At 43.5% G+C, this 15,620-nt stretch carries 9 protein-coding genes; all 9 read right to left on the bottom strand.

All coding sequences use genetic code 11. From position 1 onward, the window contains the following. Positions 1-207: 207 nt before the first annotated feature. The 9 genes from alaS to BLP87_RS04670 all read right to left on the bottom strand — a co-directional run bounded on the left by alaS (position 208) and on the right by BLP87_RS04670 (position 15,601). On the bottom strand, positions 208-2,865 hold the full coding sequence (gene alaS / locus BLP87_RS04710; RefSeq protein ID WP_074461674.1) for an alanine--tRNA ligase: 2,658 nt from the start codon (positions 2,863-2,865) through the stop codon (positions 208-210). 11 nt (positions 2,866-2,876) lie between these two features. Then, a complete protein-coding gene (locus tag BLP87_RS04705) occupies positions 2,877-4,274 on the bottom strand; it encodes a glycine--tRNA ligase (protein WP_074461673.1) in 1,398 nt (465 codons plus the stop codon). A gap of 29 nt (positions 4,275-4,303) precedes the next feature. Continuing rightward, positions 4,304-4,927 (bottom strand): hypothetical protein, encoded by a 624-nt coding sequence (locus tag BLP87_RS04700; protein ID WP_074461672.1) that lies wholly within the window; start codon positions 4,925-4,927, stop codon positions 4,304-4,306. A gap of 90 nt (positions 4,928-5,017) precedes the next feature. After that, positions 5,018-5,677 (bottom strand): DNA repair protein RecO, encoded by a 660-nt coding sequence (recO, locus tag BLP87_RS04695; RefSeq protein WP_074461671.1) that lies wholly within the window; start codon positions 5,675-5,677, stop codon positions 5,018-5,020. Between the two features lie 18 nt (positions 5,678-5,695). Beyond that, positions 5,696-6,604: a GTPase Era gene (gene era, locus BLP87_RS04690; protein ID WP_074461670.1), complete on the bottom strand. Its 909-nt coding sequence runs from the start codon at positions 6,602-6,604 to the stop codon at positions 5,696-5,698. After that, on the bottom strand, positions 6,594-7,646 hold the full coding sequence (locus BLP87_RS04685) for a DUF4349 domain-containing protein (RefSeq protein WP_074461669.1): 1,053 nt from the start codon (positions 7,644-7,646) through the stop codon (positions 6,594-6,596). The genes era and BLP87_RS04685 overlap by 11 nt, the downstream gene beginning before the upstream one ends. 30 nt (positions 7,647-7,676) lie before the next feature. Beyond that, the gene (locus BLP87_RS04680; RefSeq protein ID WP_074461668.1) at positions 7,677-10,607 is read right to left on the bottom strand and encodes an insulinase family protein; all 2,931 of its coding nucleotides are present in this window, start codon (positions 10,605-10,607) and stop codon (positions 7,677-7,679) included. Positions 10,608-10,620: 13 nt separating this feature from the next. Continuing rightward, positions 10,621-14,820: a hypothetical protein gene (locus BLP87_RS04675; protein WP_074461667.1), complete on the bottom strand. Its 4,200-nt coding sequence runs from the start codon at positions 14,818-14,820 to the stop codon at positions 10,621-10,623. A gap of 43 nt (positions 14,821-14,863) precedes the next feature. Next, a complete protein-coding gene (locus BLP87_RS04670; RefSeq protein WP_074461666.1) occupies positions 14,864-15,601 on the bottom strand; it encodes a YebC/PmpR family DNA-binding transcriptional regulator in 738 nt (245 codons plus the stop codon). Between the last annotated feature and the right edge of the window lie 19 nt (positions 15,602-15,620).

Below are 15,620 nucleotides of genomic sequence, written 5' to 3'. Positions count from 1 at the left end.
GAGCCATAACATCACTTGTTATTACTGCACCGATCCGTGTTTTCAGCTCAACCGCCGCATCTTAAACGTTTTCTAAAAATTACACATTCATTAATAGAAAAATATATTTTTTAACTATTTTTTAATTTTCTCAAAAATACGAGGTAACTATATTCAGTTACCTCGTAAAATATGCATCCAATATTCGCACTAAACAGTAACAATTAATTACTTTATCTGACCACTTAAAATCTTTTCGGCTTCCTGTAAAGCATCAGGAATTCCCACAGGATTCTTACCGCCGGCCTGAGCCATATTGGGACGTCCGCCGCCGCCACCGCCTACTTTAGGCGCAACTGCTTTAATAAGATTTCCTGCATGAGCACCCTTAGCCATTGCATCATCGGTAGCCATTGCAACAAGATTAACCTTATCTTCATTCTCAGATACAAGAAGGATCACGCCTCCGCCAATCTTACTTTTCATCTGATCGCCAAGGTCACGAAGCCCATTCATATCAACACCCTTCAAAGAAACAGCAAGGAAATTAACTCCGTTAATCTGCTTAACTTTATCTGTTACATCTCCGAGAGCTGCCTGAGCTTCTTTACTCTTAAGAGACTCATTTTCGCTCCTGAGTGTCTTGAGTTCGTCCTGAAGTTTCTTGATATGTGCCGAAACACCCTCTGAATTTGTCTTAAGAAGCTTTGCAACCTCATTAAGAGTATTCTCGGTATTTATATAATAATCTCTTGCATTTGAACCCGTAAGAGCTTCTATACGTCTTACACCTGCAGCAACGCCGCTTTCTGATACAATCTTAAACAAGCCTATCTTTCCGGTATTTGATACATGAGTACCGCCGCAAAGCTCTACGGAAAAATCGCCCATTTCAACAACACGTACAACATCACCGTACTTTTCGCCAAACAATGCCATAGCGCCTGTCTTCTTCGCATCTTCCATTGACATTTCCTTGGTAGATACGGGAAGTGCCTCCGCAATTTTGGCATTAACAAGATCTTCAACCTTCTTTATCTCATCTGCCGTCATAGCCTGATGATGGCTGAAGTCAAACCTTGTCTTGTCAGGATCCTGATATGAACCCGCCTGCTCAACATGATCTCCGAGAACAACTCTGAGAGCTTTCTGAAGAAGGTGTGTTGCAGAATGGTTCCTGCAAGTCTTTGCTCTGTTCTCCGCATCAACAATAAGAGTAACTTTATCTCCCTTTTTGATGCTTCCGGATACAACCTTACCTACATGTGCAATTCTTCCGCCTGCAACATGAATAGTCTCAGTAACTTCGATCTTGGTACCCTTACTTCCTTCGATAATACCGATATCGCCTACCTGTCCACCCATTGTTCCGTAGAAAGGGGTCTTATCCGTGATAACAGTTACATTTGCTCCGGCTTTTGCACTGTCAACAAGCTTTGTCTCGTCGGCAATCGCTACGATCTTACCCTTAGCTTCAATATCCGTATATCCTACAAATTCAGATACAACAGATGAATCAAGCGCATCAAATACACCCTCGTTTGTGGAAAGGTTTGCAGAGAAATTCTGGTTATCTCTTGCTTTCTGCTTCTGCTCTTCCATAGCAGCCGCAAATCCCTTCTCATCAACAAGAAGTCCCTCTTCTCCCGCAAGCTCCACAGTAAGCTCAACAGGGAAACCATATGTATCATAAAGGAAGAAAGCATTCTTACCGTCAATCTCTTTCCTGCCTTCGCTCTTTGCCTTCTCAAGGATCTTGTTAAACTCCTTAAGTCCGTTCTCAAGAGTGCTCTCAAAACGTGCTATCTCTCTTGAAAGCTCTGTAAGAACAAACTCACGATTCTTTACAAGATTCGGATAGCTTTCGTTATATACCTTATCGATATATATTGAAGCCATCTCAATGATCTTATCCTTACCGAGATTAAGTGCTCTCGCATGTCTTACGGCACGACGGATAAGTCTTCTTAAGATATAACCTGCACCTGTATTTGACGGAAGAAGCTTAGCTTCATCCCCGATCAGCATAACAGATGTACGGATATGATCTGCGAGGATTCTCATAGACTTTGTAGTCTTTTCGTCCGCATTATACTTAACGCCTGTATTCTTCTCGATATAGCTGATAACAGGAGTAAATACATCAACCTGATATACATCCTTGGAACCGTTAAGGAATGCAAGGATTCTTTCAAGTCCCCATCCCGTATCAACATTCTTCTGCTTAAGAGGTGTAAGTGAACCGTCCTTATGCTTCTCATACTGCATAAATACGTCATTACCAAGCTCTGTATATTTGCCGCAGTCACATCCGGGACCGCAATTAGGGCCGCAGTCCGGCTTATCGGCAATATAGAACATCTCACTGTCGGGACCACAGGGACCATATTCAAGTCCCCACCAGTTATCCTCGGCAGGAAGATAGTAGATATTTTCCTTCTTAAATCCTGAAGCTATACGATACTGAGCACCCTCTTCATCTCTGGGAGCATTGTCGTCTCCGGCAAATACTGTCGCAGCAAGATGATCCGCATCAAAGCCAAATACCTCTGTAAGAAGTTCATAGCTCCACTTACAGCGCTCCTCTTTGAAATAATCTCCGAGACTCCAGCTTCCCATCATCTCAAAGAATGTAACGTGGCTCTTATCACCAACAGAGTCAATGTCGTTTGTTCTAACACAACCCTGCACATTGCAAAGTCTTTTTCCGAGAGGATGCTTCTTACCGAGAAGGTAAGGCATCAGGGGCTGCATTCCCGCAACATTGAACATAACTCCCGTTGAACCGTCGGATACAAGAGAAACCGCACCGACATCAACATGCCCTCTGTCTATATAAAACTGCTTCCATGTCTTGCGCAGCTCGTTAGCTGTAAATTGTCTCATCTAATCACTCCTTATAATGTAAACTTGTCAGCAAAATAAGTCTCAAGCTCATCAATAGCAACACGTTCCTGCTCCATGCTGTCTCTGAATCTTACGGTAACTTTTCCGTCTGTCTCAGAGTCAAAATCATATGTGATGCAGAAAGGAGTTCCAATCTCATCCTGTCTGCGATATCTCTTACCGATATTTCCACGGTCGTCAAATTCGCAATTGTATTTCTTCGAAAGCTGAGCATAGATCTTCTCAGCACCTTCGTTAAGCTTCTTTGAAAGAGGAAGAATTCCGATCTTAACAGGTGCAAGAGCGGGATGGAAATGAAGAACGGTTCTTACATCGCCCTCTCCGATCTCCTCCTCGTCATATGCTCCGCAAAGCATAGCAAGGAACAATCTCTCAACACCAAGTGAAGGCTCGATAACAAAAGGAAGATATTTAACTCTCTTCTCATCATCGAAATATGTCATATCTTCACCGGATACATTCTGATGCTGTGTAAGATCGTAGTCTGTTCTGTCTGCGATTCCCCAAAGTTCTCCCCATCCGAACGGGAAAAGGAACTCGATGTCCGTTGTAGCCTTTGAATAGAATGAAAGCTCTTCAGGATCGTGATCCCTTACTCTCATCTCTTCTTCCTTCATGCCAAGGCTCTTAAGGAAATCAATACAAAACTGCTTCCAGTATGCAAACCATTCAAGGTCTGTATCAGGCTCACAGAAGAACTCCATCTCCATCTGCTCGAATTCTCTTACACGGAAAATGAAGTTACCGGGTGTGATCTCATTTCTGAATGACTTACCAACCTGGCAAATACCAAAAGGAATCTTCTTACGTGATGTTCTCTGAACATTTTTGAAGTTGACAAAAATACCCTGTGCAGTCTCCGGACGAAGGTATACCGTATTCTTGGCATCCTCTGTAACGCCCTGGAAAGTCTTAAACATAAGGTTAAACTGTCTGATATCTGTAAAATTATGCTTACCGCAGGTAGGACAAGGAATATTGTTCTCCTCGATGTAAGCCTTCATCTGCTCCTGTGACCAGCCGTCAACACTTGACTCAAGTGTGATTCCATTCTCTGCAGCATAATCTTCAATGATCTTATCTGCTCTGAAACGCTCATGACATTCTTTACAATCCATAAGAGGATCTGAGAAACTTCCAATATGTCCTGAAGCAACCCATGTCTGGGGATTCATAAGAATGGCACAGTCAACGCCTACGTTGGTAGGGCTCTCCTGAACAAACTTCTGCCACCAAGCCTTCTTAATGTTGTTCTTAAGCTCAACACCTAAAATTCCGTAATCCCATGTGTTTGCAAGTCCGCCGTAAATCTCACTGCCCGGATGTACAAAGCCTCTTCCTTTTGCAAGAGCTATAATTTTTTCCATTGTCTTTGCACTATTTTCCATTGTCTGTCTCCATTCCTGCGAATATTTTTTTATTTTGAAAGAAGTATCTCTACGAGCTGTGTACTGCAACCCGACAGATCAACTCCCTTTTTGCCGGTATATCTTGCACCTACAGACACGTAATCAATATTGTAAGGTACAAAAATTGTTGTCTTGTCCTCTACAATGATAACATGCTTATTCTTATATTTTTTTAAGATGTTCTTATCCGGTGCCTTTCTCTCACTGTCTACAAGCTTATCTGTAAGCGTGTATCCCGCTTTTTCTGCTTCTTTAACGGTTCCGTAAAAAAGAACTTTACCATTAAACTTTTTATAGTCGTCAGGGCTGTCATATGTCATAACAACCTTAATCTTAGATGTCTCTTCGTTTTTCTCAACTGATTCAACAGTAATTCTCTCACCAAGGCACTCTTCATTATATGCTTCAACCCTTGCAGAATTGGCAGTCTCAAACTCCTCCTGACTGTAATTCTCTCCGGCAAAATCATCATAGATTACACTTGTGATGTTTCCTTTTCTGTCAATCTTAATTGACGTAATGTCCTTTTTCTCTTCTCCGCATCCTGCGAGCACAACGAAAATAGTTGCAGTCATGAAAACAACGGCTATCTTCTTCATCATTTTATTAAGTCGAATTATATTACCCTGCATAGTTGTGCTGATGCCCTCCTTTTCTATAAACTAAACTGTTTTTCCAGCAAACAAATGATATTATATCCAAATAGTATTTTTTTTTCAATACTAACGCACATTATACAGACTCTCCAGCATTTCAAGGCTTTTAAGAGGTTTATCGATAGATCTTTTCCTGTATTCTGCGGTAATATCCTCAAGTTCCGAAAGCACTTCTTTTGAAACATCGAATGAATACAGCTTCTTAAGCGGACTTGTCGCTATATAATTGACTGTATACACTGTAGAATCAAGAAATTTCCTTCCGCCGGGAATTCCGGGAAACTCTCCTTCTATGCACAGAGCCTTTATTTCATAGATACATCTGACAAGATTGTTCCCGATCTTTTCATTCAAAAGAGCCTTCAGAGAAATATACAAAAGATTTAAAAGTTCTTTGTCCTCATTGTTTTCTCTTGTATAAAAAGAAGCTATCTCAAGAAAAAAGGTGCCATAGCAGGCACCTTCCAGATCTTGTCTAAAACCTTCAAAATAATTTTCTATGTCAGCTTCGACGATCGTATAGGAATTCCTTCCGGCAAAAAGTTTAAACGTTCCGAAGCAAAAAGGCTCAACACTTCCGGCCAGCTTACTTCCGGGTTTTCTTGCATTTCTCGCAAAGGCGGTTATCTTGCCTCTGTCGGCCGTAAACACGGTTGCTACCCAGTCATAATCCCCGACGGGAGAATGTTTTATGACCATGCCTTTTACATTTACCAATTCTTCCATATAACTGTTACCATTTTCTCAGTTTATGCCTCTGACATCATATCCAAAACTCTTAAGCTGCGTCTTGTCATCTCTCCAGTCTTTTCTGACTTTGACCCACAACTGAAGATTTACTTTGATCCCAACAAGTTCTTCGATATCTTTTCTTGCGTTTGAGCCGATTCTTTTAAGCATCGCTCCGCCTTTACCTATGACGATTCCCTTGTGAGACTCTCTCTCACAGATGATCGTAGCTTCGATATCCATGAGTTCCTTGTCTTCGCGTTCTCTCATTCGCTCAACCGTAACGGCGATTCCGTGAGGAACCTCATCTTTCATAAGTCTGAGAGCCTTTTCTCTGATGATCTCAGCAACAATCTGCCTCTCAGGCTGATCGGTAAGAGTGTCTTCATCGTAAAAAGGAGGTCCGACGGGAAGGAACTCTCTTATCGCATTCATTACCTCATCGACATTTATTCTTCGAAGCGCCGCAGTATGTACAACCTTTGCAAAATCCATCCTGCTCTTATACGCATCTTCAAATTTCGAAAGATTGTCTTTATCTACCGTATCGATCTTATTTATAACAAGTATGACCGGCTTCCCGCACTTCTTTAACTCCTCGATAATTCCCTGTTCGCCCGCGCCAATAAATGTACTTGGTTCAACGAGCCACAAGACCACATCAACTTCGTCGAGTGTACTCTTCGCAACCTTGGTCATATACTCGCCAAGCTTATTCTTTGTCTCGTGAATACCCGGTGTATCCAAAAAGATCATCTGACACAGGTCATCCGTATAAACAGTCATTATCTTGTTTCTGGTGGTCTGCGGCTTACACGAAGTTATCGCGATCTTCTGACCTATCATCTGGTTCATAAGCGTCGACTTTCCGACATTCGGACGTCCTATAAGCGCTATGTAACCGGTCTTAAAATTATTCTCCATCTTTACCTTCTGTTTTCTTTTCGGCATCAACTACAGGTTTTGCCTTTTTCATTTCTCTGTATTTCTTGACACTTATCCAGATAACCGCAACAAAAATGGCAAGGAACAAAAGCTGAGGAATATGTATCACAAACCATACAATAAATTCTTTTATCGCATTTCCTACAGATTTAAGGCTCTCAACAAAGCCCTCGCCCATTCTTGCAAAGGCACCTTTTTCTTCAACAGGCGTATACTTTGCAACCTCTTCAAGGCTTAAGTTTACAGTGCTGTAATCAATCTGGTTGTCAAAAGTTCTAAGCTGGGACTCCATATTCTCAAGCTGATATCTCACCTGTGAAAGTCTGTCCTGCACAGTGATGATATCTTCCACCGTTTGAGCGGATTCAAGTATCTTAAGCAAACTCTCTTCCTCGGTCAAAAGAGCTTTCTTCTTGCTCTCAAGATCAACATACTGAAGCGTTACATCCTCAACATTTGTAAGTCTGCTCGTGATATTATATGCTTCGCCGATCCCGTCAACAAATTCCTTAAGCTTATCGGCGGGAATCCTTATAACATAGTTTGCTCTTCTATTTTCCCTGCTGCGATCGTCGCCGTACGAACTTCCGTTATATATATCGCTTGACTCGATATATCCGCCGAGTTCGCCGACTTTTGCTTCTATCTGAGTAGACGCCTCATCGAAATTATCCGTCTCGGCACTCATTTCCATCGTAGTGATAAGTTTTCTTGAAGTATCCGCTACAGCTTCGGCTTCCTGCTGCGCCGCATCACCGCCTGTATCGGCGACTTCCTCAACTTCAAAAGCTTCACTTTCAACCGCCTGTTCGGTCATAGCCGCATCTTCTGCAGCAACGCTTTTCATACCGGCCCTATTAGGTCTTCCGGCGTTTACGGTATCAGCGGGTGACTCCGCTCTCATATCCGAAGATTCCGACGAGCTGTCAGCTGAACTTCCGCATCCCATAGCTGTCAAAACAAATAAAGTCACACATGCGAAAATAATAAATACTTTCTTTTGAATAAATCTTTTTCTCATATTTTTACCCATGTGTGCATAAGCACAAGATCACTTATTTACAAGCTGCTCAATATTATCAAACAGTTCTTTCTCCGAATCGATCTTTTCAGAACTTCCTATTACGCAAAGGCACTTATCTTCCATAAATGCATCAACATATTTGCTTAAGCCTCTTATAGTCTCCTTTGTTGTTCCGAGAAGTTCGTCTCTGCAACGCTGGATCCTGTCCATCTTGGAATTGCAGATATACGCAGAAAGACCGTAAGTTCCTTTTGCGGCAGGAGTTTTTGGTGTGTCGAGGTCGGAAATCGCACCAATTATGTATTTAAGAATAACTCTCTCGTCCTCGTCAAAATTCTTAAGATACTCAGATGCATTCTCAAATACATCGATACTGTTCTTAAGATTGGGATCCCTGTAAGTTACAAATGCCGAATCACCGTTCTTTGCATAACTGCTCATGCAGCCGTAAGCTCCGCCGATGACTCTGATGTTCTTCCAGAGATAATCATATCCCATCATAACCTTGAGGACACGAAGCGCGCCGTTATACTTAAGTCCCTTCGATGCAAAATTTCCTGCGCGGCATACGTACTGAACCTGTCCGGCCGTCTTAAATGCCTCATTTCTTCTGCTTGTCTCGATCTCGAACTTAACTTTTTCATAGTCATCTGTAAAAAGAGAATCCGCAAAGAGCTTACTCTCTTCAGGAACTCCCGCATACTCTTTATCAGAACATGTAACGTCAACCAAAAGATTTTCCGCTCTGAATATCGCATTGCAAAGAGATTTAAGCTTTTCCGATATCTCTTTTGCACCTTCGGAAGTTTCAATCTCAGAAAGAAGTCCCTCAAGATGTCTGAAATATCCGATTCCGCCTGTTCTGTCCGAAACAGCTGCAGCAGGTGAAACATAAGACATTGCTCTGACCGCACTTGTCTGATGTCCGGCGGCGGCAAGATCTGACTGAAGTCTTGCATACTGCTCGCCGAATATTTCCTTAAGTCTTCTGCCGTCATCAAGCTTAGTCTTTGTGATTATCTCTTTTACAAGTTCAAAAGCATCATGAAGATTCTCATGAAGAACCTTTACGCTGACTTCTAGAGTTGTCGTAAACTTAGTTACATCATCCGAATCCGTATATGTGCTTATAGTTCCTGTGATTCCGCCCGTCTTTATGTTGATCTCGTTAAAAAGATCGCCGTAGCTGTAATTTTCCGTATCCATCATTCCGATTACTTTCTTAAGTACCGAAACATACGGAATAAGCTTTGCATCAAGATTTTTCAAGTCAAAAACAAATGTCAGATAGACAATTCCGTTTGTAAAAATATTATGGAAAAGAATATCGACTCCGTTCTCTTCTTTTTTCTCATAGATAAATTTCTCAGCCTCTCTCTTAAGATCCTTAAGTTCAAGAAGCGGAATCTTCTTAAGATCTTCCGGCGAATCGGGTGTATCCTGATATTCCTTGAGATCTGCGGTATACTTTACAATCTCTGCAATCTCTTCAGCTGAAAGAGATGCTTTGTAATCCGCAAGTTTTTTCTTAAGTTCTTCGTCCTTCTTATCTGTAAGTCCCGGAACGGGCTCAAGCATGAGCACTGTCCTGTGATTATTGGACAAAAGATATTTCTCGATAAGTTCCTCGAAATATCTACCCTGAACTTCTTTTTTAAGTTCCGCGAATGTGGCATTAGCCTCAACATTTATCCAAGGTCTGTTATCATCATAGAGCCAGCTGTCGAAAACCTGAAGTCCGTACAAAAGCCCCTTGGGATATCTGCCAAAATCAGCCTCTCTATACTTAAATTCATCATAATTAAGCCCTGCCAAAAGAGCTTTCTTATCAATTCCGTTTTCAGCCTGCTCTTTAAGCACAGATCTTATAACTTCAACAAATTCATCCTTCTGCGAAGCATCGGCATTTTTTGCAATGATTGAAAAAACAGGCTGCTGTATTCCGTTGTCATACTCGCTGTAAACGTCCTGTCCGATTCCTCTTTCGATAAGTGCCTTCTTGATAGGCGCACCGGGTGCGGAACAGAGCGCATAATCCAAAATATCAAAAGCAATGTAGAGCTTTTGATCGAGAGTCGATCCAACGCTGCAGTTATATGAAAGATAAGTATTTTTATCTATCTTTTCTTCGGAAAGGATCGGATAAGGTTTTACTATCTCCTTAGGCTCTTTAAATGCTTCCTGTCTCTCAATCTTTGAATCAACATCAAGACGATCAAATCTTGAAAGGTAGTTCTTGTCGATATAATCAAGTTTCGAAACAAAATCCATATTTCCGTAAAGATAAATATAGCTGTTTGAAGGGTGATAATATTTCCTGTGAAAATCAAGATAATCCTCATATGTAAGTTCCGGGATGACATCAGGGTCTCCGCCCGATTCCATTCCATATGTGATATCGGGATAAAGAGAAGCCTGTATTTCTCTTGAAAGCACATCATCAGCAGATGAAAATGCCCCCTTCATCTCATTGTAAACGACTCCGTTTATTGTAAGCTCGGAGTCGTCATTTTCCATTTCATAATGCCAGCCTTCCTGGCTGAAAATCTTGTCTGTCTTGTAGATATTCGGATAAAAAACCGCATCCAGATAAACGTCCATAAGATTCTGGAAATCAGCGTCATTACAGCTTGCAACCGGATATACGGTCTTATCCGGAAATGTCATGGCGTTCAAAAAAGTATTGAGCGATCCTTTTGCAAGTTCAAGAAAAGGATCTTTTATCGGGTATTTTTCAGATCCGCAAAGAACCGTATGCTCGATTATATGAGCAACTCCCGTGGAATCTTTAGGCGGAGTCCTAAAACCTATGGCAAAAACCTTATTCTCTTCATCATTTGAAAGAATTGCAACTCTCGCCCCTGTCTTTTTATGTCTCATCAAATAACTGTCTGAGTTAAGATCGTCTATATGTCTCTTTTCAACGATCTCATATGCAGATAAATTTTCTATATTCATCAATCAGCCTTCCTTAAATGTCAAAGTCGTCTCCGGAACTGAAATCAAAATCAAAATCAGTCTTTGAACCGGCAGCACTTACCTTAACCGCTTCTTTGTTATTTCTGTGTATCGAAATTGTACCGTTGTATTCAGGCATCTTCATCCTGGGCTCGGCACTTCTTGCATCGGAAGCATCAGCTTCAGTTTCCTTAGGAAGAACCATTCCCTCGGGAACGAAGCGGATATTCTTCTTCTCTTCACGGGCACGGATTCTCTTTATGCGCTCCTGCTCACGACGGGCTCTTGCTTCCTCTTCTTCCTGCTCCTGACGCTTTCTTTCCTCAGCAAAGAATCTTTCTTCCTCTTCGATGATCTTTCTTTCGCGTTCTTCCTGCTCACGACGCTCTCTCTCGAGTTCTTCTTCCTCACTGAGTTCTTCTTCACGTGCTTCTTGCTCACGCTGCTGTCTTTCACGTTCTTCACGCTCTGCCTGCTCACGCTGCTGTCTTTCACGTTCTTCACGCTCTGCCTGCTCGCGCTGCTGTCTTTCACGTTCTTCACGTTCTGCCTGCTCGCGCTGCTGTCTTTCGCGTTCTTCACGTTCTGCCTGCTCGCGCTGCTGTCTTTCGCGTTCTTCACGTTCTGCCTGCTCACGCTGCTGTCTCTCACGTTCTTCACGCTCTGCCTGCTCGCGCTGCTGTCTTTCACGCTCTTCGCGCTCTGCACGTTCACGCTCAAGTCTTTCCTGTTCTTCGCGCTCTGCACGTTCACGCTCAAGTCTTTCCTGTTCTTCGCGCTCTGCACGTTCACGCTCAAGTCTTTCCTGTTCTTCGCGCTCTGCACGTTCACGCTCAAGTCTTTCCTGTTCTTCGCGCTCTGCACGTTCACGCTCAAGCCTTTCCTGCTCTTCGCGTTCTGCCTGTTCGCGCATAAGTCTCTGACGCTCTTCCTGCTCACGGCGCAATCTCTCGCGCTCGCGCATGATTCTTTCACGTTCTTCGCGCTCACGTATCATTCTGGCGCGTTCTTCACGCTCTGCCTGCTCGCGGCGCTGTCTCTCCAGCTCGGCACGTTCTGCCTGTTCACGCTGAAGTCTTTCGCGCTCTGCCTGCTCACGCTCTTCCTTCTCAATAAGTCTTGCTCTCTGTTCCTGCTCACGAAGGATCTGAGCACGCTGAAGTCTGATACGCTCCTGCTGTTCATGCTGAATTCTGGCAAGCTCTTCCTGCTCTTCTTTAGCACGCATAGCTCTAGCCTGCTCTTCAAGTTCACGGCGGCGTATCTCCTGCTCCTGCTGCTCACGCGGCATCTTCCTGCGTTCTTCGATCTCGCGGAATTTATCTTCACGATCTTCAGGTACGCTAAGCTCAGCTTCAGGTTCTACAGGTGCTTCAAAAAGAAGTCGCTCACGTTCTGCCTGCTCACGAAGCATTCTTGCACGCTGCAATCTTATACGTGCTTCCTGCTCACGCTGAACTCTGGCTTGCTCTTCCTGATTTTCCTGTTCACGCTGACGCCTTATGCTCTCTTCCTGCTCTCGCATAACTCGCTCGAGAGCTTCCTGTTCACGTTGTAATCTTTCTCTTTCTCTTCGATCACGTAAAATCTTTTCACGTGTTCCCTGTTCAAGTTGCAATCTTTCCTGTTCCTCCTGCGCTTCTTGCTCACGCTGAATACGAGCAAGCGCTGCACGTTCGTGAAGCATTTTGGCTCTGGCCTCCTGCTCACGAAGGATTCTTTCACGTACTGCCTGTTCACGCTCAAGTCTTTCCTGTTCTTCACGTTCTGCCTGTCCGCGTTGAAGTCTTTCCTGTTCTTCACGCTCTGCCTGCTCACGCTCAAGTCTTTCCTGTTCCTCGCGCTCTTCCTGCTCGCGTTGAAGTTTCTCCTGTTCTTCGCGCTCTGCCTGCTCACGCTCGAGTCTTTCCTGCTCTTCGCGTTCTGCCTGCTCACGACGCTGTCTTTCAAGTTCTTCCTGCTCACGGAGGATTCTCTCACGCTCTTCGCGCTCCTCCTGCTCGCGTCTGATTCTATCCTGTTCTTCCTGCTCGCGACGTTTTCTGACAAGCTCTTCCTGTTCCCGGAGAATTCTCTCTCGTTCTTCACGTTCTGCCTGTTCACGTGCAAGTCTTTCCTGCTCTTCGCGTTCTGCCTGCTCGCGTGCAAGTCTTTCCTGCTCTTCACGCTCTGCCTGCTCACGCTCAAGTCTTTCCTGTTCTTCACGCTCTGCCTGCTCACGCTCAAGTCTTTCCTGCTCTTCACGCTCTGCCTGCTCACGCTCAAGTTTTTCCTGTTCTTCACGCTCTGCCTGCTCACGCTCAAGTCTTTCCTGCTCTTCACGTTCTGCCTGCTCACGCTCTTCCTGCTCAGGTTCTTCATCTTCGGGAGCTTCCATGTCTCGTCCGAATCTTCCCTGTTTAGCTCTCTCACGAAGTACCTTTGCACGTTCTTCTATGTCGCGACGCTCCATCTCGCGAGCTTCTTCTTCCTTAAGCTCTTCCTGTTCGCGACGTTCTTTGTCATCATCCTGCTCCAAAAGCTCGTTTTCGCGTTCTTCGGCAGCTCTTTGTTCAGCACGTTCTCTTTCACGAACTTCTTCCACATCAAGCTGCTTTGTAGCCCTATCGTCTTCGCGATCTTTTTCGCGTCCTCTTTCGCGCTCTTCACGCTCTTCCTGTAAACGCAGTCCTCTTTCTCTGGCCAACTGCTCACGGCGCTCACGACGTTCTCTTGCACGTTCTTCTCTTTCACGGCGCTTTTTCTCACGAAGCTCTTTTTCATAAGCTCCGCCTCTGTCCATGATTTCTCCCTCACCAATGAGCTCGCCGGTCATAAATCCTTCTCTTCGGTCGGTAGCACGGCGATTGCGGGCAGCAAGAGAATTCTCTCCATGATTGCCAAAGCCGCTCATTTCAGAAGCCTTCTTATATGCATAGTTGTTTTCAGGATCTGATTCTTCCTCTTCTTCCTCTTCCTCAATGATCTCCGATTCTTTTTTGGGACCCTGAGAAACAAGCATGGCAACACATCCGAGAATAAATCCGTAGTAAACTGTTACCACAAACTGAGAGATTATTCTGGTCTCACCGAGACTTGGCTGCATCACAAAGAGAAAGATCATTCCAAAGAGCCAGGGGATTATATTATCCGCGTCTTTGCTCCTTAAATATCCGGCAAAAACAGCTGACATCAAAACTACCGTGATGAGGTACGCAATCTTATTCTCCGAATAAATGAAGAAAGGTTTTATGGGACCCACTTCATGGAAATAATATGACATCCATTTAGAAAAAACAACACCTACATTTCCGATACCGGCTTCCTGTATCATCATAACAAGGAATGTGAACAGCGTTCCGCCGAGCACTACAAGCAGGCTTTTTCCGCCATTTGCGAGGCTTCCCTCCGCCATAAACAAAACAGAAATAAGAAACGGAAAAACCGCAACAAAAGTTCCGGCATCGACATAACCCAAAAAGCCTACCGTTACTCCCACCAGGAAGAACAGTATCATAAATGCCGGTCCCTTACATTCCACGGTATATATTTGCTTCAGATATCGAATTACAACATAGATCTCTATTCCGAACATAACATAAAAGATTCTGTCCGTGTTGAGCTCTTTATCTGCAAATGTCCTAAGAAATGCGGGCATGAAAGATACATAACCGATATAGATAATAGATGCTATAGGCCCTAAAAGAAGTTTTACCGCCGAACCTGTGAACATGATGAACACACAAGCAAGAAATGCTTCATACACATACACGGTCTCAGACATATTTCTGGTAAAGATCATAAAGAAACCAAGAAGTTTGGAATAAGTAATGGACAGAAGATCCTGTTCGTATGAAACGCTGTCGGATCCAACTATCGCATTGTCAAGCAAAGACGTATTTCCCGTAAAGATCGGATCGCCCACCGCAATAGTTCTGTATCTGTAAACAAATGCAGCAATGATAAGGCAGGCAACCGCGACTTTATAAAAGATCTCAAAGCCTTTTTTGTGAGTATATCTGTAAAGCTTAACGCTGTCGAAAACCTTACCCGCAAGTAACGCGACCGCGTTAGTCCAAATAATACCCAGTGTGGAAAAGATCAATGTGAATCCAAGTCTGTTTGAGGGTGGAAAAAGCCCTAAAAAATAGCCTGAACAACCAACCATCAACGCATTGAAGAGTATGAATAAAAGCCATATGCACAATGTCGGTATTTTTCGTCTCAGTTTCATTCTTTAGGACTCCCCTCATTTTATTCCCATCATAATCTTTAAATTATTCTTCAGGCTCTTCCCAGTTGTGATATACAGCCTGAACATCATCATCTTCATCAAGAAGATCAAGTATTCTCTGAAGATATTTAACAGTATCGGGATCTGTAACAGATACGTAATTCTGAGGAATCATTGTTACTTCCGCAGATGCTGTCTCGATATTTTCCTTGCCGAGAGCTTCGACAACAGCCTGGAATTTCTCAGGAGTTGTAAGTACCTCGTAGCTGTCATCCTCTTCATTGAAATCATCTGCTCCCGCATCGAGAACAAGCATCATGAGATCGTCTGAAGACATCTTGCACTCTTCCTTATCGATAAGGATCTGTCCCTTATTGTCGAACATGTATGATACGCAGCCCGGAGTTCCGACGTTTCCGTTTCCCTTTGTGAAAGCACTCTTTACGTTAGCTGCTGTTCTGTTCTGATTGTCTGTGAGAGCTTCAACGATGATGGCTGTTCCACCGGGGCCGTATCCTTCGTATGTGATGCTCTTGTAATCAACTCCGCCTTCTGCGCCGGATGCTTTCTTGATACCTCTCTCAATGGTATCATTTGGCATGTTATTTGCTTTTGCCTTTGCAATAACCGTTGCAAGCTTGAAGTTGTTTGACGGATCCGGACCTCCCTCCTTAACGGCAACTGCTATTTCTCTACCGATAATAGTAAAAATCTTTCCCTTTGCCGCATCATTTTTTTCTTTCTTGTGCTTGATGTTAGCAAATTTTGAATGTCCTGACATATAAAATTCCTTTCATTCC

Origin of the sequence: Butyrivibrio hungatei, assembly GCF_900101605.1 — a bacterium.
Classification (GTDB): domain Bacteria; phylum Bacillota; class Clostridia; order Lachnospirales; family Lachnospiraceae; genus Butyrivibrio; species Butyrivibrio hungatei_B.
Note: the sequence above shows the minus strand (reverse complement) of the source record. Positions and strands in the feature narration are given on the sequence as shown.

Bases quoted from the DNA above. Each gene is read 5' to 3' on its own strand.
- BLP87_RS04700 (WP_074461672.1), bottom strand. From the start codon at position 4,927: ATGCAGGGTAATATAATTCGACTTAATAAAATGATGAAGAAGATAGCC.
- era (WP_074461670.1), bottom strand. From the start codon at position 6,604: ATGGAGAATAATTTTAAGACCGGTTACATAGCGCTTATAGGACGTCCG.
- BLP87_RS04675 (WP_074461667.1), bottom strand. From the start codon at position 14,820: ATGAAACTGAGACGAAAAATACCGACATTGTGCATATGGCTTTTATTC.
- BLP87_RS04670 (WP_074461666.1), bottom strand. From the start codon at position 15,601: ATGTCAGGACATTCAAAATTTGCTAACATCAAGCACAAGAAAGAAAAA.
- BLP87_RS04680 (WP_074461668.1), bottom strand. From the start codon at position 10,607: ATGAATATAGAAAATTTATCTGCATATGAGATCGTTGAAAAGAGACAT.
- BLP87_RS04705 (WP_074461673.1), bottom strand. From the start codon at position 4,274: ATGGAAAATAGTGCAAAGACAATGGAAAAAATTATAGCTCTTGCAAAA.
- alaS (WP_074461674.1), bottom strand. From the start codon at position 2,865: ATGAGACAATTTACAGCTAACGAGCTGCGCAAGACATGGAAGCAGTTT.
- recO (WP_074461671.1), bottom strand. From the start codon at position 5,677: ATGGAAGAATTGGTAAATGTAAAAGGCATGGTCATAAAACATTCTCCC.
- BLP87_RS04685 (WP_074461669.1), bottom strand. From the start codon at position 7,646: ATGAGAAAAAGATTTATTCAAAAGAAAGTATTTATTATTTTCGCATGT.